Source organism: Streptomyces sp. NBC_00490 (assembly GCF_036013645.1).
GTDB lineage: Bacteria > Actinomycetota > Actinomycetes > Streptomycetales > Streptomycetaceae > Streptomyces > Streptomyces canus_F.
Genome location: NZ_CP107869.1, coordinates 7,796,763 through 7,818,379 on the forward strand (window position 1 = coordinate 7,796,763; position 21,617 = coordinate 7,818,379).

At 72.3% G+C, this 21,617-nt stretch carries 16 protein-coding genes; 6 read left to right on the plus strand and 10 right to left on the minus strand.

All coding sequences use genetic code 11. The features are described from left to right. Positions 1 to 6: 6 nt before the first annotated feature. The 4 genes from OG381_RS35595 to OG381_RS35610 form a co-directional block, all read right to left on the minus strand. The gene (locus OG381_RS35595) at positions 7 to 1,272 is read right to left on the minus strand and encodes a hypothetical protein (RefSeq protein WP_327720096.1); all 1,266 of its coding nucleotides are present in this window, start codon (positions 1,270 to 1,272) and stop codon (positions 7 to 9) included. A gap of 152 nt (positions 1,273 to 1,424) precedes the next feature. Then, positions 1,425 to 2,714 carry a GAF domain-containing protein gene (locus tag OG381_RS35600; RefSeq protein WP_327720097.1) on the minus strand — a complete coding sequence of 430 codons (1,290 nt, stop codon included), beginning with the start codon at positions 2,712 to 2,714 and terminating at the stop codon, positions 1,425 to 1,427. Positions 2,715 to 3,523: 809 nt separating this feature from the next. Beyond that, a complete protein-coding gene (locus OG381_RS35605) occupies positions 3,524 to 5,155 on the minus strand; it encodes an acyl-CoA dehydrogenase family protein (protein WP_327720098.1) in 1,632 nt (543 codons plus the stop codon). 133 nt (positions 5,156 to 5,288) lie between these two features. Beyond that, a complete protein-coding gene (locus OG381_RS35610; RefSeq protein WP_327722630.1) occupies positions 5,289 to 7,322 on the minus strand; it encodes a non-ribosomal peptide synthetase in 2,034 nt (677 codons plus the stop codon). Between the two features lie 448 nt (positions 7,323 to 7,770). Here OG381_RS35610 and OG381_RS35615 point away from each other — a divergent pair, with 448 nt between their 5' ends. Next, positions 7,771 to 8,910 (plus strand): YihY/virulence factor BrkB family protein, encoded by a 1,140-nt coding sequence (locus tag OG381_RS35615; RefSeq protein WP_327720099.1) that lies wholly within the window; start codon positions 7,771 to 7,773, stop codon positions 8,908 to 8,910. A 43-nt stretch (positions 8,911 to 8,953) separates the two neighbouring features. Here OG381_RS35615 and OG381_RS35620 read toward each other — a convergent pair whose 3' ends face one another. Beyond that, a complete protein-coding gene (locus OG381_RS35620) occupies positions 8,954 to 9,787 on the minus strand; it encodes an NmrA family transcriptional regulator (RefSeq protein WP_327720100.1) in 834 nt (277 codons plus the stop codon). An 80-nt stretch (positions 9,788 to 9,867) separates the two neighbouring features. Here OG381_RS35620 and OG381_RS35625 point away from each other — a divergent pair, with 80 nt between their 5' ends. Beyond that, entirely contained in the window at positions 9,868 to 10,842 is a 975-nt protein-coding gene (locus OG381_RS35625) for an AraC family transcriptional regulator (protein ID WP_327720101.1), read from the plus strand. Positions 10,843 to 10,948: 106 nt separating this feature from the next. Further along, positions 10,949 to 11,635: a helix-turn-helix domain-containing protein gene (locus OG381_RS35630; protein WP_327720102.1), complete on the plus strand. Its 687-nt coding sequence runs from the start codon at positions 10,949 to 10,951 to the stop codon at positions 11,633 to 11,635. On the opposite strand, the gene OG381_RS35635 is transcribed toward OG381_RS35630, so the two are convergent. After that, positions 11,618 to 12,019 carry a VOC family protein gene (locus OG381_RS35635; RefSeq protein ID WP_327720103.1) on the minus strand — a complete coding sequence of 134 codons (402 nt, stop codon included), beginning with the start codon at positions 12,017 to 12,019 and terminating at the stop codon, positions 11,618 to 11,620. The two genes, OG381_RS35630 and OG381_RS35635, sit on opposite strands and share 18 nt — an antisense overlap. 86 nt (positions 12,020 to 12,105) lie before the next feature. Next, positions 12,106 to 12,738, minus strand: a complete 633-nt coding sequence (locus OG381_RS35640) for a VOC family protein (RefSeq protein ID WP_327720104.1) — start codon at positions 12,736 to 12,738, stop codon at positions 12,106 to 12,108. A 167-nt stretch (positions 12,739 to 12,905) separates the two neighbouring features. Here OG381_RS35640 and OG381_RS35645 point away from each other — a divergent pair, with 167 nt between their 5' ends. After that, positions 12,906 to 13,595, plus strand: a complete 690-nt coding sequence (locus OG381_RS35645) for a ThuA domain-containing protein (protein ID WP_327720105.1) — start codon at positions 12,906 to 12,908, stop codon at positions 13,593 to 13,595. A 65-nt stretch (positions 13,596 to 13,660) separates the two neighbouring features. Beyond that, positions 13,661 to 15,319 (plus strand): serine/threonine-protein kinase, encoded by a 1,659-nt coding sequence (locus tag OG381_RS35650; RefSeq protein ID WP_327720106.1) that lies wholly within the window; start codon positions 13,661 to 13,663, stop codon positions 15,317 to 15,319. Between the two features lie 25 nt (positions 15,320 to 15,344). Here OG381_RS35650 and OG381_RS35655 read toward each other — a convergent pair whose 3' ends face one another. Continuing rightward, positions 15,345 to 16,388, minus strand: a complete 1,044-nt coding sequence (locus OG381_RS35655) for a LacI family DNA-binding transcriptional regulator (RefSeq protein ID WP_327720107.1) — start codon at positions 16,386 to 16,388, stop codon at positions 15,345 to 15,347. Between the two features lie 539 nt (positions 16,389 to 16,927). Between OG381_RS35655 and OG381_RS35660 the strand changes: the two genes are divergently transcribed. Next, positions 16,928 to 18,589 (plus strand): carboxylesterase/lipase family protein, encoded by a 1,662-nt coding sequence (locus OG381_RS35660; protein WP_327720108.1) that lies wholly within the window; start codon positions 16,928 to 16,930, stop codon positions 18,587 to 18,589. Here OG381_RS35660 and OG381_RS35665 read toward each other — a convergent pair. After that, positions 18,471 to 20,324 (minus strand): glycoside hydrolase family 127 protein, encoded by a 1,854-nt coding sequence (locus tag OG381_RS35665; protein ID WP_327720109.1) that lies wholly within the window; start codon positions 20,322 to 20,324, stop codon positions 18,471 to 18,473. The genes OG381_RS35660 and OG381_RS35665 overlap by 119 nt on opposite strands. A gap of 100 nt (positions 20,325 to 20,424) precedes the next feature. Then, complete coding sequence (locus OG381_RS35670; protein WP_327720110.1) at positions 20,425 to 21,477, minus strand: LacI family DNA-binding transcriptional regulator; 1,053 nt, start codon at positions 21,475 to 21,477, stop codon at positions 20,425 to 20,427. Between the last annotated feature and the right edge of the window lie 140 nt (positions 21,478 to 21,617).

Here is a 21,617-nt window from a genome sequence, read left to right on the forward strand (position 1 = left end):
CCTGCCCTAACCCAGCGCTCGGTCGACCGAGGCCAGCGGCATGGCGAACAGCATCCGGCCCGACTGGGACCAGACCTCACCGGTCGCCTCCCAGTAGGAGAGGGACTCCGACTCGGTGCTCCAGCACTGGCGGGTCTCGTCGGTGCCGCACCGGGTGGCCCGCGCGCCGGTCGCGCTCTGCCGCCACAGCGTCCCGTGGCCGCCGTCCGCGTCCGCGGCACGGCCCAGGTACCAGTTCGAGCCGTACGACAGCACGGCGCCGACACCGGCCGCCTTCGTCTCGTACGCCTCGTCGACCCGGGTGTACCCGGCGGGGTCGGTGGTCAGGAGGCCGGCACGGTCGGAGGCGGCGCTGAAGTCGTAGCGCCACAGCCGGACGTCCCGGTCGTCGTCCTTGGAGACCCACTCGCTCGCGACCAGGCTGTCGGGGGAGGTGCTGCGGTCCAGGGAGAGATAGCCGGGCTGCGCGGCGGCCTTCCCGCCGGCCAGGCTGTAGGTGCCGACCGCGGGCAGGACCCAGCGGCTGCCGTGTGCCGCCCAGCCGCCGTCCACGCGGCCGACGGCGGGGCTGTCCACCGTGGTGCGCTGGACGCGGTCCATGTCGTACACGTACAGCCCCTCGGCGGCGGTCACCAGCAGTTTGTCCTGGTACCAGACCATGCCGGAGACCCGCGAGTCGAGGGCGCGGTAGTCGCGGCCGCCGTCGACCGGGACCGTGAGCAGGACCCAGGAGTAGGTGGGCCGCTCCAGGTCGTTGGCGTCGATGAACGCCACCCGGGCCAGATCATGGGCGCCATGCGACCAGGCGGAGAGGATCACCCGGTTCTGACCCCACAGGCCGTCGTCGTCCGCGTCGCCCGACGTGGTGACCGCGCCGGCCCGCCAGGAACGGGTGTCGGCGGCGTCCCAGCAGTACGCGCGGGTGGCGGCCGGCTCGACGGGCAGCGCCTCGCGCTCGGTGGGAGCGCAGTCGGCGGCGGTGCGCAGCGTGTGGTCGGCGCTGTCGAGGACCGCGCCGACGCCGGTCGGTGTGCCCATCGAGGAGGAGAGCCGGTCGAGGCTGCGCTGCGGCTCCAGGTGCTCCCGCAGCCGCAGGACGTCCGTCTCGGCGGACGTGGCGAGCGGCTTCAGCGCCCCGGGATCGTCGGCGACCGTGGCCTGTGAGGCACTGATCATCGTGGCGGCGGCGGTGAGGGCGAGGGCGGTCCCGGCCAGGAAGGCGCGTGCCGCTCTGCCCCGCTTCTGCCTGCGGTGTCTGCCGCGCTGCATCATGTCGTCCTCCCGAGGCGAGCCAACTGCGCCTGGTGATCCGTACGTTGACGGAGGAGCAGGTGGGGTGGCCCGTACAGGGATGCTACGGCAGTCAGACCCTGCCGGGGACGAAGACCCTGCAAATATGCGAAAGATGCCGCCTGTTGGGTGCTTCAGGGCAGGTGTGCGGACAACCGCTTGCCGGTCACCGCGGGTGCCGTGGAGTGCGGCAGCAGGTCGTGCGGGTCCGCGGGGCGGAGAACCTCGACCTCCGCACCTTCGCAGAAACGATACGGCCGGTGTTCCAGAAGTCCCCCGAGATATCGGCGGATCCGGGACATCTCCGCACGCACCGTCACCCTGCGCTCCGGGTCGCCGAACATGTCCTCGGCCAGGCCCGCCGCGCTGCGACCGCCCCGGTGCACGGCCAGCAGATACAGCAACTCGGCGTGCCGAGGACTCAGTTCGTGGCTCCACGACCCGGCGATCCCGGACACCGTCACCGACCAGCGGCGCGGCTGCGACAGATCCAGGACGATACGGGCGGTGCCCGCCGGTACCGGCTCCGCCGCCGCCCGCACCAGCCAGCCCCCCGCGAGGGGCTCCACCGAGCACAGGCCCAGCGTCGGCAGCCACCGCCGGCCCGCCGTCAGCGACCTGGGCAGCCCGATCCGGTTCTGGTACGGCATCCCGGTCACCGCGGCCGTCCAGCCGTCCCCGTCCACCACCAGGGCCCGGCCGCCGAGCCGCGCCAGCACCGGCGCCCCCACCGCGCGCAGCTGCTCGAGGGAGGCCTGGTGCAGCTCCCGCAGCCGGGCCTCGGCGAGCTTGGCGACCGAGTCGACCCAGGCGAGGGTCGCCGGATGCATCGTGTCCAGCGGGCCGCTCACGTCCACCACACCGATCAGCCGGCCGTCCCGCGGGTCCGTGATCGGCGCCCCGGTGCAGGTCCAGGAGGTCTGCGAACGCACGAAGTGCTCGGAGGCGAAGACCTGCACCGGCCGGCGGGCCACCACCGGGGTGCCGATGCCGTTGGTGCCGATGACGCTCTCCCGCCAGTCCGCGCCGAGTTCGAAGCCGGTCCCGTCGGCCTTGCGCAGCACCGGGGAACTGCCCTCCCGCCACAGCACCCGGCCGTCCTCGTCGGCGACGACCATGATGTGGTGGGCGGCGTCCGCGACCGACACCAGCCCCTGCCGCAGCACCGGCAGGACGTGCCGCAGCGCCGAGGTCTCGCGCCGCCGCTGCACCTCCTCCCGGGACAGCAGCCCGGTCCGGAAGTCATGGTCGGGGTCGACCCCGCCGCGCAGCATCCGCCCCCAGGACTGCTCGATCACCGGACGGGGTGCGACCGGGGCCCGCTGCCCGGAGAGCGTGGCGGAGCGCACGTCGCTGAGCACCCGTGCCGCGCGCGCCGCGTCCACGGCGGCGAGCTGGGTGACGTCCGTCGGCGGGTGCGCCACGGGATCCTCCCGGTTGAAGGGCTGACGAGGGGCTGATGAAGGGCTGCGGACAACCGGTTCCTCGTCGCCTTTCGGCCACGTGGGCGAGGTCCGTCCTGACTGTCTGTCTCATAGTGCCGTTCGGCCCTCGCGGAGGGACACAGTCCGGCCACAGTCAGCAGCAAGTTGCAACCCCCTGCAACCCTGGTGGACGGCCAGGCCTTGTTTGAAACTTGAGCGACGCCGTCCCGAGCGGCGTTCGCGGCCTCGAACGGGCCAAGGCGGGGGTGGTGCCGTGTCGGCGCAGCACCACCCCCTACCTCCGGCGGTTGCGCGGTTCGCGTCCTGGGGTGCCTGGTGATGTGCGTTGGCGTCTGCGGGCCGGTTGGTGGCTGGTCGCGCAGTTCCCCGCGCCCCTGGGTTGGTCGGGCGCGGTTCATGATGGAAGTCAGCGGCGGACTGTGGGGCAGGGTGCCGAGCACCACCGCCTACCTCCGGCGGTTGCGTGATTCGCGTCCTGGGGTGCCTGGTGATGTGCGTTGGCGTCTGCGGGCCGGTTGGTGGCTGGTCGCGCCGTTCCCCGCGCCCCTGGGGTGGTCGGGCGCGGTTCATGATGGAAGTCAGCGGCGGACTGTGGGGCAGGGTGCCGAGCACCACCGCCTACCTCCGGCGGTTGCGTGGTTCGCGTCCTGAGGTGCCTGGTGATGTGCGTTGGCGTCTGCGGGCCGGTTGGTGGCTGGTCGCGCAGTTCCCCGCGCCCCTGGGTTGGTCGGGCGCGCTCCACGATGGAAGCCGGCGCAGGGTGCCTGGTCGCGCGGTTCCCCGCGCCCCTAGGTCGGTCGGGCGCGCTCCACGAGGGAAGCCAGCGGCAGACTGTGGGGCAGGGTGCCGAAGGCTGTGCCGCCGTCTCCGCCTAGGCGGGACGCGCAGAAGGCGTCGGCTACCTCCGGGGGTGCGAAACGGACCAGTAGGGAGCCCTGGAGGACGAGGGCGAGGCGTTCGGTGAGGCGTCGGGCTCGGGCCTCTACGCCCTCCAGGTCGGCCAGTTCCGTCAGGAGGTTCTTGATCGCGCCGTCCAGGCGGTGGTCGGCGCCGCGGGCCTTGCCGACCTCCTGGAGGTAGGCGTTGAGCGCCAGGGGCTCTCGTTGCAGGGCCCGCAGCACGTCCAGGGCCTGGATGTTGCCCGCGCCCTCCCAGATCGAGTTGAGCGGGGACTCGCGCACCAGCCGGGGCATGCCGGAGTCCTCGACGTAGCCGTTGCCGCCCAGGCACTCGGCGGCCTCCAGCGTCACCGGGGGGCAGCGCTTGGTCACCCAGTACTTGGCGGCCGGCACCGCGATCCGCAGGAAGGCCCGCTCCTGCTCGCCGCCGTCGTCGTAGGCCGCCGCGAGCCGCAGCGCGAGGGTGGTCGCCGCCTCGGACTCCAGGGCGAGATCGGCCAGCACGTTGCGCATCAGGGGCTTGTCGACGAGCTTGCCGCCGAAGGCCTCGCGGTAGGTGCAGTGGTGGACGGCCTGGGTGACGGCCTGCCGCATCAGACCCGCCGAACCGAGCACGCAGTCGAGCCGGGTCGCCGCGACCATCTCGATGATGGTCCGCACCCCCCGGTCCTCCTCGCCGACCCTGCGTGCCCAGGTGCCGTCGAACTCGACCTCGGCGGAGGCGTTGGAGCGGTTGCCGAGCTTGTCCTTGAGGCGCTGGATACGGAACGGGTTGCGGGTGCCGTCGTCCAGGACGCGCGGGACGAGGAAGCAGGTGAGGCCCTCGGGGGCCTGGGCGAGGACGAGGAACCCGTCCGACATGGGGGCCGAGCAGAACCACTTGTGGCCGGTCAGCTCGTAGGTGCCGTCCTCGGCCAGCGGGGTGGCCCGGGTGGTGCCCGCCCGTACGTCGCTGCCGCCCTGCTTCTCCGTCATCCCCATGCCGAACAGGGCGCCCGCCTTCTGGTGCGCGGGCCGCAGCTCACGGTCGTAGACCATCGAGGTCAGCCGGGGCTCCCACTCCTCGGCGAGGGCGGGGTCCGTGCGGAGGGCGGGGACGGCGGCGTGGGTCATCGACAGGGGGCAGAGGTTGCCGGCGTCGACCTGGGTCCAGATCAGGAACGCGGCGGCTCGGCGGACGTGGCCGGCGGGGCGGGTCCAGGCGGCGGTGAGACCGGCGGAGACGCCCTTGCCGAGGAGGCGGTGCCAGGCCGGGTGGAAATCGACCTCGTCGACGCGGTGGCCGTAGCGGTCGTGGGTCCTCAGACGGGGCGGGTTCTCGTTGGCCTGTGCGCCCCATTCCTGGACCTGGGCGGAACCGGAGGTCTTGCCGAAGGCGACCAGTTCGCTTCGGACGTCGTCCAGGTGTAGGGGGTCCACATGCCGTTCCACCGCCGCCACCAGGGCTTTGTCGGCTGTGTAGACGTCGTGGCCGATCAGGGGCGGGGGCTGGTTGGTCACCGTGTGCGTGCTGCCTGCCATGGGGGGGAACCTACCCGCCGCGGGCGCGTGAAGTCGTTCGGCGGGTGCGGGTCCGTCGTGGCCTCCTCGCGCTCACGCGGCGGCCGGACCGGGCGTCGCCCTCGGTGACCTAGCCGATGCCGCCGGCGCCGACTCAGGCGGTCCGGTCGAGCAGGCCCGCGAGGTCCGCGAGGACCGGATGGCGGACGACGTCCTTGAGGGTGATCGCCCGGTCCAGGGCGGTCGCCAGCTTCACGGCGGTCAGCGAGGTGCCGCCGCGGTCGAAGAAGTGGTCGTGACGGCCGATCCCGTCGGCCGGGATCCCGAGCACCTCGGCCCAGGCGGCGGCGAGCCGCAGTTCGACCGGCGTACGGGGCCCGTCCGTGCGTGTGTCGAGGTCCTCGGCGAGCGCGGTCAGCGTGCGCCGGTCGGTCTTGCCGTTGGCGGTCAACGGCAGCCGCCGGTGCCAGTGCACGACCGACGGGATCATGTGCGCGGGCAGCGAGCCGGCCAGCTTCTCGCGTACGACATCCGCGTCGACCGGCGCCGCCCCGGTGCAGAACGCGACCAGTCGCGTCCCCCGTACGACGACCACCGCCGCGTCAAGGACGCCGGGCACCCGCAACAGCGCGCTCTCGATCTCGCCGATCTCGACACGGAAGCCGCGGATCCTCACCCGGGTGTCCCGGCGGCCGAGGAACTCCAGCCTCCCGTCGGGCAGCCGGCGCCCGTGGTCACCGCTGCGGTACAGCCGCTCGCCGGGCCGGAACGGGTCCTCGGTGAACGCCGCCTCCGTGCGCTCGGGATCGTCGACGTATCCGCGGCCCACGCACACCCCGGAGAAGACGATCTCGCCGGGCGCGCCCAGCGGCACGGGCAGCAACCGCTCGTCGACGATGTAGATCCGCACGTTGGCGATGGGCCGCCCCAGAGGGACCCGCGCCCCGTCAGGCACCCGGTCCATGACCTCGTGGTGGGTGTCGCCCGAAGTCTCCGTCAGACCGTACGCGTTGACCAACGGGATCCCGGTGCGGGCCGCGAACCAGCGCTCCACCAGCTCCTTCCTCACCGCCTCCCCGGTCACCGACACCCGGCGCAGATGGGGCAGTTCACGTGGCCGGCGCTCCAACTCGGCCAGCACCGCCTCCAGATACGGGGGCACCACCTGGAGCACGTTGACCCGGCCGCGCTCGATGGTGTCCAGGAACCGCGGCACGTCCTGGATCGTGTCCTGCCCGATCAGCAGCGTCCGCCCGCCCACCAGCAGCGCGGCCAGCAGCTGCCACAGGGAGACGCCGAGGCACTGCGGCGCGGTCTGCGCGACCACCTGCCCGGGGCCGATGTCCAGGTCCTCCAGCTTGGCGAGGACGTGGTTGACGAAACCGGCGTGCTCGCACATCGCGCCTTTGGGCTCGCCCGTGGAGCCCGACGTGAAGCAGATGTACGCCAGTCGGTCCGCCGCGACGGGGACACCGAGGTCGGTCCCGGCGTGGTCCTCCTCGTAGGCGGCCGCCACGGAGTCCTTGGTGAGGACGAGGTCGTAGTCGGCGCGGGTGAGGATCGCCCTGACGCGTCCGGCCGGGAGGTGCGGCTCGATCGGCAGATACACACCGCCCGCCTTGAGGACGCCCAGGACGGCGGCCAGCCAGTCGAGGTTGCGTTCCATGATGACGCCGACGACACCCTCGGGCCGCAGTCCGTGCTCCAGCAGGGCCCGGCCGATGCGGTTCGCCCGGGAGTTGAGTTCGCCGTACGTCCACTGCCTGTCCCCTTCCACGGCGGCCACGGTGCCGGGGTGGGCCGCCGCCCGCTCCTCGAACAGTTCGTGGACCCGCCGGTCGGGCAGCGGGCGGCGCGGACCGGCGAGCTCCTCCAGCTGGAAGCGGAGTTCGGCCTCGGACAGCAGGCTGCGCCGTACCGGGGTGGTGAGGGCGCTCAGGTGGTAGCCGGTGATCCGGGCGGCGGCCTCGCGGTCCAGGACGTCGGTGCGGTAGCGCAGACGCAGCGTGCGGCCGGTGAGGGTGACGTGGAGGACGGTGTCGTCGCGGTCCGCGGAGAAGGTGGCGAGCACCCTGTCGTGTGCGGCCCGGACGGCCTGTGCGTCGACCGGCAGGCCGTCCGGCAGCCTGACCTCGTACACCGCGGTGCCGGGCCTCGGGTCGAGGGTCCATTGCGGGATCGTGTTCATGGCCGTACCCGCATCGACGTTCGGCACAGAGGGCTCCTCGGTGATGGGTGCAGTTCCCCGGGGGAGTGAGAAATGCGGTGCGACGCGTTCTGAAGGTGAGGGGAGTGGCCGCGGAAAAGGGCGTGTCACAGGCGACGCGGCTGAAAAAGGTCATGGTCAGTGACCTGTGAATTCCCCCGTGTCGTGTGCGCCCGAGTGATCCTCGGCAGACGCAACGAATGCAGTCAGGATTGTTTCGACTGATTCATGAACACTTCAAGACATTTTCGGTCATTGACCTGTTTCTGAACCCCGGGAATTTCCGGACCGGGGTGTTCACATAAGTGACCGAACATTCACGCCAACGCGGACATGACAGGAAAATGGTTCGAATCGCCTACCTGCCCGCACACGCCCGGCGCCCACCCGGGGGATGAGTGCAGCCTCCCGCGACGGATACCTTTAGGGCGTGCAGCCAGCAAGTGAATCCCCCCAGCGGCCCCCCTCCGGCCGCCTCCACCGGGCGCGTGCCCTCTATCGGGACGTCTCCAAGCGCAGGACCGCCTGGCTGCTGCTCAAGGACACCGTCAACTCGTGCATGGAGTACCGCATCCTGGGCCTCGCGGCCGAGGCCGCGTTCTTCACGCTGCTGTCCGTGCCGCCGCTGCTGCTCAGCATGATCGGCCTGCTCGGCTACGTCGACGACTGGACCGGAACCGACAGCATCAGCAGCCTGGAGGCCAACCTCCTGGAGGCCTCGCGCACCGTCCTGTCCGACAAGGGCGTACGGCAGATCGCGCAGCCGATCCTCGACGACGTGATGAACGGCGGCCGCCCCGACGTCATCTCCATAGGCTTCCTCTTCGCCCTGTGGTCCGGCTCCCGCGCGGTCAACGTCTTCATCGACACCATCACCGTCATGTACGGCCTCGACGGCGTCCGGGGGATCGTCAAGACTCGACTGGTGGCGTTCCTGCTCTTCCTCGCGGCCCTGCTGATCGGCTCCATCGCGCTGCCGCTGATGGTCGCGGGCCCGGACGCGGTGGTGCGGATCGTGCCGTGGTCGGAGACCCTCGTGCAGATCCTGTACTGGCCGGTGGTGATGGTCCTGTCGATCGCCTTCCTGACCACGCTCTACCACGTGTCCGTCCCTGTGCGCTCTCCCTGGATCGAGGACGTGCCCGGCGCACTGGTCGCCCTCGCCATGTGGGTGCTCGGCAGCTTCCTGCTGCGCATCTACCTCACGAACACCATCGAGGGCGCGTCGATCTACGGCTCCCTCGCCGCCGCCGTCGCCGTGATGCTGTGGATCGGCGTCTCCGCCTTCGCCGTCCTCGTCGGCGCCGCGGTCAACGCCGCGATCGACCGCGTCTGGCCGGCCGCCGCGACGGCGGCGGCCCGCGCCGCGAACGAGCGGGTCCGCGAGGCACAGGTCGCCGAGTACGTCGCACGCGCCGCGGCCCACCACAAGATCGACCCGGAGGACCCCGACATGCCGTCGGAGTTCCCGGAGCGATGGTCGCGGTTCCTGCCGCCGGAGGACGTGACGGCGAGACTGCGGGCCCACGCGAAGAGCACGCACCCCCCGCACAAGGAGGACGGTTCGTAGAAGCCGCCGGGTTGCCGGGTGTGCCCGGGGGCCCGCGCGTGCGCTACCCCTTCCAGACCCCCGCCGCCGCAGCCTCCCGGACAAAGTCCCCGAAGTCCCGAGGCGCACGCCCCAGCACCTCCCGGACCCCGTCCGTGAGACGCGCGTTCCGCCCGTCGAGCAGTCCCTCGAACACCTCCACCAGGAACTCCGCCTCCTCCGGCGGCACCCCGAACCCCACCAGCGCCTCCCCGTAGTCCCGCGCCGGAACCGGGATGTACGCCAGATCCCTCCCGGTGGCCCCGGCGATCTCCGCGACCGCCTCCCGGAACGACAGCAACCGCGGCCCCGTCAGCTCCAGGGTCCGCCCCACATAGGCGTCCCCGGACGTCAACGCCACCGCGACCACGTCCGCGATGTCCCGCACATCGAGGAACGGCTCCGCGACCTCACCCGCCAGAAACGCCAGCTCCCCCCGGCGCAGCTCCGCCACCAGCGGCCCCTCACTGAAGTTCTGCGAGAACCACGACGCCCGTACGACCGTCCACCGCGCCCCCGACGACTTCAACGCCTCCTCCGTCGCCAGCGCCTGCGTCTCACCCCGCGCCGACAGCAGCACCAGCCGCCGTACGCCGAGGCCGACCGCCTCCCGGGCGAGTGCCCCGACACCCTCGGCCGCCGCGGGGGAGCCGACGTCGGAGGGGTACATCAGATACGCCGCGTCCGCGTCCCGCAGGGCCTCCGCCCAGGTCGTCGGGTTCTCCCAGTCGAAGCCCCGGGCCCGGGACGCGGCCCGCACCTCGAACCCCGCCGCCCCCACCGCCTGAGCCACCCGGCTGCCCGTACGACCCGAGGCCCCGGTCACCACCACTGTCTTCTTCACCGTGTTGTCTGCCATGCCTCAAGTCAACGGCCGCACGCCCCAACTCCCCATCGCTGAACGGCTCATTCCCATACGCGGCCGTCTAGGCTGGCCGCATGGACGCTCTCGCAGGCCTCTTGGAGGGTCCCCGCGCGCGGGGCGCCTTCATGATCCGAGCGTGTTTCGAACCCCCCTGGTGCATACGCATCGAGGACCGCGCCCCCCTCACCGTCATGCTCATGATCCGCGGCGAGGCGTGGATCACGCCGGACGCGGGCGAGCGGAGCGAGATGGGGGTCCCCCCGGCCGAAGGCTGGGGGAGGGTACGGCTGCGGGCCGGCGACCTCGCCATCGCCCGCGGCCCCGACCCGTACACCTGCGCCGACGACCCCGGCACGGAACCCCAGGCGGTGATCCTGCCGGGCGCCGAGTGCCACTACCCGGACGGGCGTGCCCTGAACGGCTCCATGGACCTGGGCGTGCGGACCTGGGGCGACCGGCTCGACGGGTCCGCCGTGATGCTGATCGGCACGTATCTGTGGCAGGGCGAGGTCAGCGCGCGACTGCTGGACGCGCTGCCGCCACTGCTCACCCTCACCTCCGACGTGTGGGACTGCCCGCTCACGCCGTTCCTCATGGACGAGATCGTGCGCGACGAGCCCGGCCAGGAGGTCGTCCTCGACCGGCTGCTCGACCTGCTGGTCATCGCGGCACTGCGGGCGTGGTTCTCCAGGCCCGAGGCGGCGGCACCGGCGTGGTACCGGGCGATGGCGGACCCCGTCGTCGGGCGGGTGCTGCGACTGGTCCAGGACGATCCGGCCCACCCGTGGACGGTGGCGTCGCTCGCGGCGAAGGCCGGGGTTTCCAGGGCCGCCCTCGCTCGGCGGTTCACGGAGCTGGTGGGGGAGCCGCCGATGACGTATCTGACCGGGTGGCGGCTGGCGTTGGCCGCGGATCGTCTTCGGGACAGCGACGCGACGCTCGACGCGATCGCCCGGCAGGTGGGGTACGGGAGTGCGTTCGCGCTGTCCAGTGCCTTCAAGCGGGTGTACGGGGTGAGTCCGCAGGAGCATCGGGGGAGGGTGGCGTAGGAGCGCTGCCGGGTGCGGGTTGTCCGTGGTTGCTCGCGCCCACGCGGCGCAGCCGCAGATCGATCAGTCCCGCGCCCCTGGGTGGGTGCCGCGTAGCCTGGTTGTTATGTACGCGGAGTGGGCCTCCCGGCTCGACGGTGCCGTCGTCTGGACCAATACCCCGTCCGGGTCCGGCCCGGGGCGCGTCCTGCCCGACGGGTGCATGGATCTGCTGTGGCACGAAGGGCGGCTGCTGGTCGCCGGGCCCGACACGCGTGCGTACGTCACGGAAGGCGCGCCGACCGCGTGGGCGGGGGTTCGGTTCCCGCCCGGTACCGCGCCCGGGCTGCTCGGCGTTCCCGCCCGGGAGTTGCTCGACCGGCGGGTGGAACTCGCCGACCTGTGGCCGGCCGCCGAGGTACGGCGGCTCACCGCGCGTGTGAACGCGGCCGCCGATCCGGCGAGCGGGCTCGAAGAAGTGGCGTTGCGTCGGGCGGCCGACGTCGGACCGGCCGATCCTCTGCTACGACATGTCGCGGACGCCCTCGACGCGGGCCGGCCGGTCGCGGCGACCGCCGACGAAATCGGGCTCGGCGCCCGCCAGTTGCACCGCAGATGCCTCGCCGCATTCGGATACGGCCCCAAGACCCTGGCCCGGGTGCTGCGCTTGCAACGGGCGCTCGGCCTGGCCCGGGGCGGGGTGCCGTACGCGGAGACGGCGGTGCGCGCCGGCTTCGCCGACCAGGCCCATCTGGCGCGGGATGTCAGGGAGTTGGCCGGTGTGCCGCTGACCGAGCTACTGGGCCGCGGGTAGCGGCGCGAACAGGTCGACGCCGTTGCCGTCCGGGTCGAGCAGGCTCGCGTACCGCTGGCCCCACACGGCGTCCCACGGCTTCAGCTCGCCGTGGTGACCGGCGTTCACCAGCTCCTCGTACACCGCATCCACCTCGGCGGGACTGTCGCACCGCAGGGCAAGGGCCGTGCGACCGCCGCCCGTCGGCGGCTGCCAGCTCGCGTGGAAGGACCGCACCACCTCCTCGGTGTCCAGCAACAGCCGCAGGCCGCCCGGCAGTTGTGCCTCGACATGCCCCTCCTGCTCGGCCCCCTCGGGGAACTCGAACCCCAGGCGGCGGTAGAAGGCGACGGAGGCGGCCATGTCGGAGACGATCAGGCCGATGGCATCGAATCGTGGAGTCATACGGCCACCGTAGGCAGAGCGGGAGCGGCCGGTCTTGAAGGAATCGGACGTGTCCTCTTCCTCGATGACGACGCCGCCGCCCGCCGTCAGTCGAAGCTGACCGGCCCCAGCGGGGTGTCCACCGTGAAGGAGAGCCCCACCGGCCCCTCGGTGACGGGGAGTTCGGTGTCGAGGGTCGCGAGCAGGGCGCGGATCTCGCCCGGGTCGGGGGCGGTCGCCGACAGTGCCAGCAGGGGAGTGGCGGGCAGACCGGAGGCCGACGGGTGGACCGCGGTGCCCCAGTCGATGAGGAACGGCACCAGACCGGAGGGGTGTTGGGTCTCGCCGTCCGTCAGCCGCCACTCCAGCAGAGTGCCGTCCGGTCTGCGACGGCTCATCGGATGCACCATGCCCGGGTCGTACCCCCGGGCCCGGGCGGTCGTGACCGCCGCGTCCAGGTCCGGCGGACTGATCGCCCAGGTCACCGTGCGGGGCGCCGCCAGCGTGTCGACGTCGAAGGGGCGCGGCCCCCGCGGCTCGGGCTGCTCCGGGTCCGGACCGATGATCTCCAGATAGCCCGTGCCGCCCAGCGACACCAGGTGGTTGCGGGTGCCGAAGCCGATGTGCACCCCGCCCGGAGCGGGCGCCACACCGGTACGCCGCGTGAAGTCGGCGACCGTCGCCGCCAGATCGGGAGTTGCGAGGACGAGGTGGTCAAGTCGTGCGGGAATGGTGTTCATCGTGCAGCCGAGGCTACGCAGAGCCGCCTCCGCGATGGAACACCCAGGCGGTGGCCGGTCGCCTCACGCGGAGGCCAGGATTGCGTCGGGCTGCCGGAGTTTTGGGCCCGGTCACTTCGGCGTGACCTCGGCGGGACCTGAACCACCCGCGGCATAGGGTCGCCGGCATGGCACCCCGACTCCTCGTCCACACCCGCACCACCGACTACCGGCACGACTCCATCCCGGCCGCCGTCGCCGCCGTACGCACCCTCGGCGCCTTCGAGGTCGACGCGAGCGAGGACCCGACGGCACTGGAGTCACCCCTGGAGCGGTACGCCGCCATCGTCTTCCTCTCCACCAGCGGCGAGATCCTCACCCCGACGGGCCGCGAACGCCTTGCCTCGTATGTCGAGTCGGGCGGCGGCTTCGTCGGCGTACACGCGGCGGCCTGCACCGAGTACGACTGGCCGTACTACGGCGAACTCCTGGGCGCCCGCTTCGACCGGCACCCCGAGTACCAGCCCGGCAAGGCCGTCATCGAGGACCGCGAGCACCCGGCCACCCGACACCTGCCCGCCGTATGGGACTTCACCGACGAGTGGTACGACTTCCGCACCAACCCCCGCGGCACGGTTCGGGTGTTGGCCCGCGCCGACGAGTCGTCGTACGACGGCGGCGGCATGGGTGCCGACCACCCGCTGGTCTGGTGCCGCGAGCAGGGGGCGGGGCGCGTCTTCTACACGGCGCTCGGCCACGCCGCCGAGGCGTACGAGGACCCGGACTTCCGGGCGCATCTGCTGGGCGGGATCAGGTGGGCGGCCCGGCTGGACGGTCCTGGTCCCGAGCCTGGTCAGCGGTCACAGAAAACCCTTTAGGCTGCTGCTGTGTCGCACGTGTGATCGGACCGATGCGACAGGGGATCAGGGGAGCAGGGGGACAGGTGAACAACGCGGCTGACGTGTTCCAGCCACTTCAGGTGGACGATCCGCCCGCGGTGGCCGGTTACCGTCTCGCCGCCCGGCTCGGCGCGGGTGGCATGGGTCGGGTCTATCTGTCGCACACGGCGGGCGGCCGACCGGTGGCGATCAAGGTGGTACGCCCGGAGCTGGCCGACGACCCGGACTTCCGGCGCCGTTTCGGCCGGGAGATCAAGGCGGCCCGCCGGGTCCGGGGCGCCTACACCGCCGAGCTCATCGACGCCGACGCGGACGCCCGTCCGCCCTGGCTGGCCACGCTCTACATCCCCGGACCCTCCCTCGCGGAAGCCGTCCACCGACGCGGCCCGCTGCCGGTACCGGCGGTGCTGTGGCTGATGGCGGGCGTGGCCGAGGCGCTCCAGGCCATCCACGGCGAGGGAATCGTCCACCGGGACCTGAAGCCCTCCAACGTGCTCCTGGCCGCCGACGGCCCCCGGGTCATCGACTTCGGCATCTCCCTGGCCGCCGACACCACGGCCTACACGGCCACCGGCGCGGCCGTCGGCACACCCCAGTTCATGGCCCCCGAGCAGGCGGTCGCGGGCGACATCACACCGGCGACGGATGTCTTCGCGCTGGGCCAGACGGCGGCGTTCGCGGCCCTGGGCGAGGCGCTGTACGGGGACGGTCCCTCGGCGACCATCCTCTACCGGATCGTCCACTCCGACCCCGACCTGTCCCGGCTGCCCGAGGCGCTCCGGCCGCTGATCGAGCGGTGCCTCGCCAAGGCCCCTCAGGACCGGGCCACCCTCGCCGAGGTCGTCGAGTGGTGTCGGCAGCGGCTCGGCCGGGACGCGGACGCGGGCGGTGGACCGGCGGTGTGGCAGGAGATCACGGGGCCCGAAGTGACCGTCCCGGCCCCGGTCCCCGACCCGACGCCGGTGCACACGATGCCGCTGATCGCCCCGGCGCGGGCGACGGTACCGGCGGTGCCGGAGCAGCGCCGGGGCCGTCGACGTCGTACGGCGCTGATCGCGGGCGGGGTTGTGGCCGCGGGCGCGTTGCTGGTGACGGGGCTGGTGTGGAACGTCGGGGGAGGGGCGGACGGTGACGAGGGGCGGGGTCCGACCACGTCTTCGACGCCGGATGCGACGGTGTCGGGGCGGGCGGCGGGGGCGTCGGCGTCGGCTGGGACGGACACGGAAGTCGAGGATGCGGCGGAAGAGACGTCGAGTTCCTCCTCAGCCTCGACGTCCGCTGGGCAGCCTCGCGCGATATCGGCGGACGTGCCCCAGATGCTGAACGAGAAGAACTCTCTGTACCTCCACGACGGCAAACGCCCGGCGACCCGTGAGGACCGCCAGGGTGACGTCCGCTTCACCTGCGAAGACGTCGGTTGTTCGCTGGCGAGCGACGACAGCTTGATCGTCCAGTACATCGCCGAGGAACCGGGTGCCACCTTGGGGGACTGCCGTTGGATCCTCGGTGGCGCCGAGGACGAGGGCGGCAAGACCTACCACGACTTTCCGCTGGCCGCCGCCTCCGCCGGCAGCGAGTTCTGTGTCAGGCACCCCTCCGGGGACATCGCGTTGCTCGTGGTCCAGGTGAAGAACACCGCGCTGTGGGACACACCCGGAATCAGCTCCCTGATGGCGGACGTGACGGTCTGGCGGGCAACCTAGGCCCCGTAAACCCCGCCGACCCGCCCTACCCCCGAGGCCGTCCCGTACTCGCCCGCTCCACCAACCGCGTCGACAACTCCGTCCGCGTCCCCTCCGGCCGCGTCCCCTCCATCATCCGCACCAGCAGCCGCGTGGCCGTCGCCGCCATTTCCGACAGCGGCTGGCGGACGGTGGTGAGGGCGGGGCTGGCCCAGCGGGCCTCCGGGAGGTCGTCGAAGCCGACGACGCTGATGTCGTCCGGGATGCTCAACCCCTGTTCCGCCAGGGCCTCGTAGACGCCGAGAGCCATCCGGTCCGAGCAGACGAAGACGGCGGTGGGCGGCTCGGGGAGGTCGAGGAGTTCCCGCATGCGTTCGCGGGCGACGGACTCGTCGAACCCGGCGTGGCGTACGTACTCCGGCCGCTGCCGCACCCCCGCCGACGCGAGCGCCGAACGGTAGCCCGCCACCCGGGCGGTGCTGCACATCTTGCGCCGGTTCCCGGCGATCACCGCGATCCGCTCATGGCCCAGCGCCAGCAGATGTTCGGTCGCGGCCATCCCGCCCTGCCAGTTGGCCGCGCCCACCGACACCACGCCCGCCGGCGGGTCCACCACGGGGTCGATCATCACGAACGGGATGCGGTGCTGCTCCAGCCACGCGTACTGGGAGGGCGTCAGCTCGGCCAGGTTGAACAACACCCCTGACGAACCACGGGCGATGAGCTTGTCCAGCCAGCCCCGCTCCGGCCGGCCGCACCGCTGGCGGGTCAGCCCGGCCGACACCACCACCTCCAAGCCCGCGTCGTGAGCGGCCTCCTCCACGCCGTGCAGCACCGCCCCCGACCAGGAGCTGTTGAGTGAGTGCACGACGAGGTCGACCAGCGCCGGCGGTTTCGCCGCGTCGAAGCGGGGTCTGCGGACATAGCCGAGCCGGTCCAGGGCCTCGGTGACGCGGCGGCGGGTCTCGGGTGCGACGTCCTCCCGGCCGTTGACGACTTTGGAGGCGGTGGGCACGGACACCCCCGCCTCCCGGGCCACGACTGCCAGCGTCGGCCCGGCCGCCACACTCGCACTCCCCGTACGGACCATCGGGAACCACCTCTCCGGCCCGCCCGAGGGCCATGGAAAGTTATCGACCAAGGCGGATAGTAAGCGCTTCCTATCCTAGGTTCGCCGGGGAAAGTCGGAAAGACGCCGAGAGCTGGCGGCAGGTCAGGCGAAATCCCGTGAAATCGGCGGTGAACGCCGCGTCGACGAGGTCCACGGCGTGGATGCCGGACATCGCTCCGGTGAAACGGAGCCTGGAACCGAACCGTGGTCGTCGGAGAGCTTGCCGAAGTCGAGGAGCCCGCCGACCGGGGTGCGTGTGCCGCCCCGGACTTACCAGAACTGCGCGTCCACGCCGTCGACCGTCACCCCGAGACCGATCGGCGCGCCCGCCTCCACGTCCACGGCGGCCACCTCGGGTCCTGTACACAGCACAGCGCAAACCGTGTACGGACGGTAGCGGACTGTATGCGATGTACCCCGAACAGCCTCCAGACGCCCTCGTGCGCCGGAATAGCGCGCCGTGATGTGGTGCTCTGTTGTTACCGGTGCACGAGTGCGGCGAGGAGGCTGGTGGGCGGATGACGGCAGCAGTCCAGAAGGATCCCGTGGTTAGCACGCCGTACGGAGCCGTGCGCGGCCGTCAGGAGAACGGGATCGCGGTGTTCCGGGGCATCCCCTACGCGGCACCCCCCTTCGGCCCCCGAAGGTTCCGGCCGCCGCTCCCGCCCGAGCCGTGGGAGGGGGTGCGGGACGCGGGGGCCTTCGGGCCCACGGCACCGAAGCCGCCGTACTCCGAAGCCTTCGCGCAGTACCTGTCCGACCCGGTCGTGCCCGGCGACGACTGTCTCAACCTCAACGTATGGACACCGGAGCCGGGCCGCGGGGCCCGGCTCCCGGTTCTGGTCTGGCTGCACGGCGGCGCCCTGACCAGAGGTTCTTCCGCCGTGCCGGTGTACGACGGGCATGGGTTCGCCCGTGACGGCGTCGTCTTCGTCTCGGTCAACTACCGGCTGGGGGTCGAGGGCTACGGTCTGTTCCCGGACGCCCCCGCCAACCCGGGCCTGCGCGACCAGCTCGCCGCGCTGGAGTGGGTGCACCGGTCGATCGAGGCCTTCGGTGGCGACCCGGCCCGCATCACCCTCGCGGGCCAGTCCGCGGGCGCCATCAGCACCGGCGCCCTGCTCGCCGCGCCGCAGGCCCAGGGTCTGGTGCGGCGCGCGATCCTGCAGAGCGGGCCGCCCGAGGCCGCCGACCGCGACAAGGTGCGGCGGATGGTGCGCCGGATGGCCGCACGGCTGAAGATTCCCGCCACCGCGGCCGCCTTCGCCGAGGTCGACCGCGACCTGCTGCTGCGCACCCAGGGCGAGGTCGGCCGGCTCAGCAGCCCGGTGCTCGGCGGCCCCGCCTTCGGCATCGTCGTCGACGGCGACCTCGTCCCGCGCGACCCCCTGGAGGCCCTGATCGAGGGCGACGCGGCCCGTGACGTCGACCTGATGGTCGGCTGGACCCGGGACGAGTACCGGCTCTGGCTGGTGCCCGGCGGCCTCCTGGAACGCGTTGACCGCCTCGGCGCCGTCGCCCTGGCCGGCGCCATGGCCCGCTGCCACGCCGGCCACGAGGTGCCGCGCGGCTACCGCGTCCTGCACCCCGACGCCGGCACCGCCGAGATCGTCGGCCAGATGGTCACCGACCACCTGCTGCGCCTCCCCCTGCACCGCCTGGCCGAGGCCCGCCCCGACGCCACGTACGTCTACGAGTTCGCCTGGCCCTCCAACCTCCCCGGCCTCGGCTCCTGCCACGCCCTGGAACTGGGCTTCGTCTTCGACACCGGCGACAGCCCCGAGTCGGCCAAGCTCGCCGGGGAAGGGGCGCCGCACGAGCTGGCCGAGGCGATGCACGGGGCGTGGGTGCGGTTCGTGGTCGACGGGGATCCGGGGTGGGAGGCGTGGGACGAGACGCACCCGGTGCGGATCTTCGGTGACGTCGGCGACGGTCGGACGGACTACGCGATCGACGACCGCCCGGTGTCGACAGCCGACGGTCGCCCGGATTTCGCATACAGTCCGCCGTACACGGCACACGGCCCCCGCGACACCGGTCTCGCCCTCTGGGCCGCCGCCGTCACGCCTCCGGAATCCACACCCGCATCGGCCCCTCCTGACGGTTCGCCCACGCGTAGTACGGAACTGCGGTCAGTGGTACGGCGTCTCCGCCTCCCCGGCGCAGTCCGTCGGCAGTGACGACACCGATCCCGCCCAGCAGCCCGGGGTCGTGCCGGACCGTGAGACGGGAGCCGTGGGGCAGGGTCAGGTCCTCGAAGGGAATGCCGGGACGTTGGTCCACGCCCTCCAGGCAGTGGACCAGGGGGCCGCGTTCGATGGCCACGCAGCCGCGTACGGCGTCCACGTACGGGTCGGGGCGGGTGAGCCGGGCGTCCAGTGCGAGGTCGAGGGTGAAGGTGTCGCCCGGCGACCAGCGACGACGCACCCGCAGCCAGCCGGGGCGGGTCTCGGCGGGCGGTTCGCCGTCGGGGGCCGTCGCCGTGAACTCCGTGCACCAGGACGGGAGCCGCAGCGACAGCGTCCAGTCGGCGTCCGGCGCCTCCTCGACGGTCACCGCGATCCGCCCGTCCCAGGGGTAGCCGGTCGCCACCCGGACCCGGCCGCCGCCGGCCTCGTACACGCCCGTCGCGTACTGATGGAGCTGCAGCCCCTCGGCGTCGCCGCTCGCCATGTAGTGGGGGAGTGAGGCGAGCAGCCGCATCACGTTCGGCGGGCAGCAGGCGCAGCGGAACCAGGGAGTGCGGCGGGCCGCCTTGTCCGGTTCGTACGCGCCCTCGTACCCCTCGCGGACCTGGAGCGGGTTGACGTACAGCCAGCTGTCGCCGTCTAGGCCGACACCGGCCAGGAAGCCGTTGTAGAGGGTGCGTTCGACGAGGTCGGAGTACTTCGCGTCACCGGTCAGCAGCGCCATGCGCCACGACCACTGGATCGACGCGATGGCGGCGCAGGTCTCCGCGTAGGCCCGGTCCGGCGGGAGCTCGTACGGCTCCCCGAAGGCCTCCCCCTCGTGACGGGCGCCGACGCCGCCCGTCAGATAGGTCTTGGTCCCCACCATCACGTCCCACAGTCGCTCGGCGACCGCATACAGTTCACGGTCGCCCGTCTCCGCGGCGAGGTCCGTCACACCCGCGAGCAGATACAGCTGCCGCACGGCGTGACCGGAGACCGTCGTGGCCTCGCGCACCGGTATGTGGTCCTGCCAATAGGCTCGGCCCAGATGGGGGTTGACGTCGGCGTCGAGGAGCCCGTGTCCGCGCCGGTCCACGAAGTGGCCGGCCAGCTCCAGCCAGCGCCGCTCCCCGGTCTCCCGGTACAGCTCCACCAGCGCGGTCTCGATCTCGGGGTGTCCGCACACGTTGTCGATCCGCCCGCCCGGGCCGAGGACCGAGTCGATGTGCGCGGCGAACCGCTCGGCGACGTCGAGGAGTTCACGGCGTCCCGTCGCCCGGTGATGGGCCACCGCGGCCTGCAGCAGATGGCCCGCGCAGTACAACTCGTGGCCCCAGCCCAGTTCCTGCCAGCGCCGGTCCGGGCGGGCGACCTGGTAGTACGTCTGCAGATAGCCGTCGGTGTCCTGTGCGGCGGCCAGGAGAGCCGTCAACTCGTCCACATGAGCGGCCAGTTCGGGATCACCGGGGCGGTCCGCGAGCTGCCAGGACGCCGCCTCCAGCCACTTGTGCACGTCCGAGTCCTGGAACGGGAAGTCGCCGGTGAAGGCGCCCTTGCCGTCGGCGGCGGCGCGGAGGTTGCCGAGGTTCCCGGCCGCCTCCAGCCGGGCGGGGCCCTGCGCAATGCTGACGTCGGCGTTGGTGGCGCGGCGGGCGGCCCAGAATCCGTCGGTGATGCGGGCGGCTGTCGCGGGACGGAGGGCGGTGTGCGCGCCCGGGGTGAGACGGATGGGGCCGGTGCTCATGCGGGAGGCTCCAGGATCGAGAGCGTTGCCAAGATCGTGAGCATAGGAAGCAACCGGTTCCGCGACAAGAGGCCCATGGCGCCCGTAGCCGCGCCGCCTCTTACTTCAGCGGCGCCACCGAGTCCCGTACCACCACATGCGTGCCCAGCAGCAGATGCTCGTCCGGGGTGTTCGGTTCGCGCCCCAGCGCGGTCCGCACGGCGAGCCTGCCCAGCTCCTCGTAGGGAACATGCACGGTCGTCAGCGCCGGATGCAGATCCCGGGCGAACGGGATGTCGTCGTACCCGGCCAGCGACACATCGCGCGGCACACTGAGGCCCGCCTCGTGCAGCGCGGTGAGCGCGCCCGCCGCGACCATGTCGGTGGCGGCGACCACGGCCGTGAAGTCCAGCTTCCGCTCCAGCGCCTCGCGCATCAGCCGGTGGCCTGAGTCGCGGGTGAAGTCGCCGTGCCGCACCAGTTCCCCGGCGGGCTCGACACCGCGCGCCCGGTGGGCGGCGAGGTAGCCGCGCTCGCGCCCCTGTGCCGTGCTGTGGTCGGACTTGCCGCCGAGGAACAGCACCCGCTGGTGGCCCTGGGCGAGGACGTGCGAGACCAGGGCGTAGGCGCCGCCCTCGTTGTCGTACTCGATGACCGTGACCGGTGCCCCGGGCCCCAGCGGCGGGCGCCCGCACAGTACGAGGCGTGAGCCGGCCGAGGCGAGCGAGTCGGCCATGCGGCGGGTGCGTTCGCGGTACTCGGCGGTGTCGGCGCCGCCGCCGACGAGGATCACGGCGGCCGCCCGCTGCGCGCGCATCATCTCCACGAACTCCCGCTCGTGCCGCGCGTCGCCCTCCGTGCTGCACACCAGGCACAGATGGCCCAGCCGCATCGCCTCACGCTCCACGCCGTGCGCCATCAGCGCGAACGACGGGCCGGTGATGTCCTCGAGCACGAACGCCAGGGTGGGCGTGCCGACGCCCGCGATCGCCTTGGCGCGCGCGTCGGCGACGTAGTCCATCTCGCGGACCGCCCGCATCACGCGCGTACGGGTCGCCGCGCTCACCGGATAGTCCCCGCCCAGCACCCGGGACACGGTCGACGCGGACACCCCCGCGCGCGCCGCCACGTCCCTGATGGTGCTGCGGCTCGCGTCCTCGCTCTTCCTGGTCATCCCTGCCTCGTCCCTGTCCCGGGGCTTGTCGGCCCACCCCTCGGGAACTGCGGCAACATGGATGGAAACCGGTTCCCGACCCGGAGGCTAGCAGCGGGGAGGGCCGGGACGGAGGGGATGCGGCAGGAACCGCGGCGGCC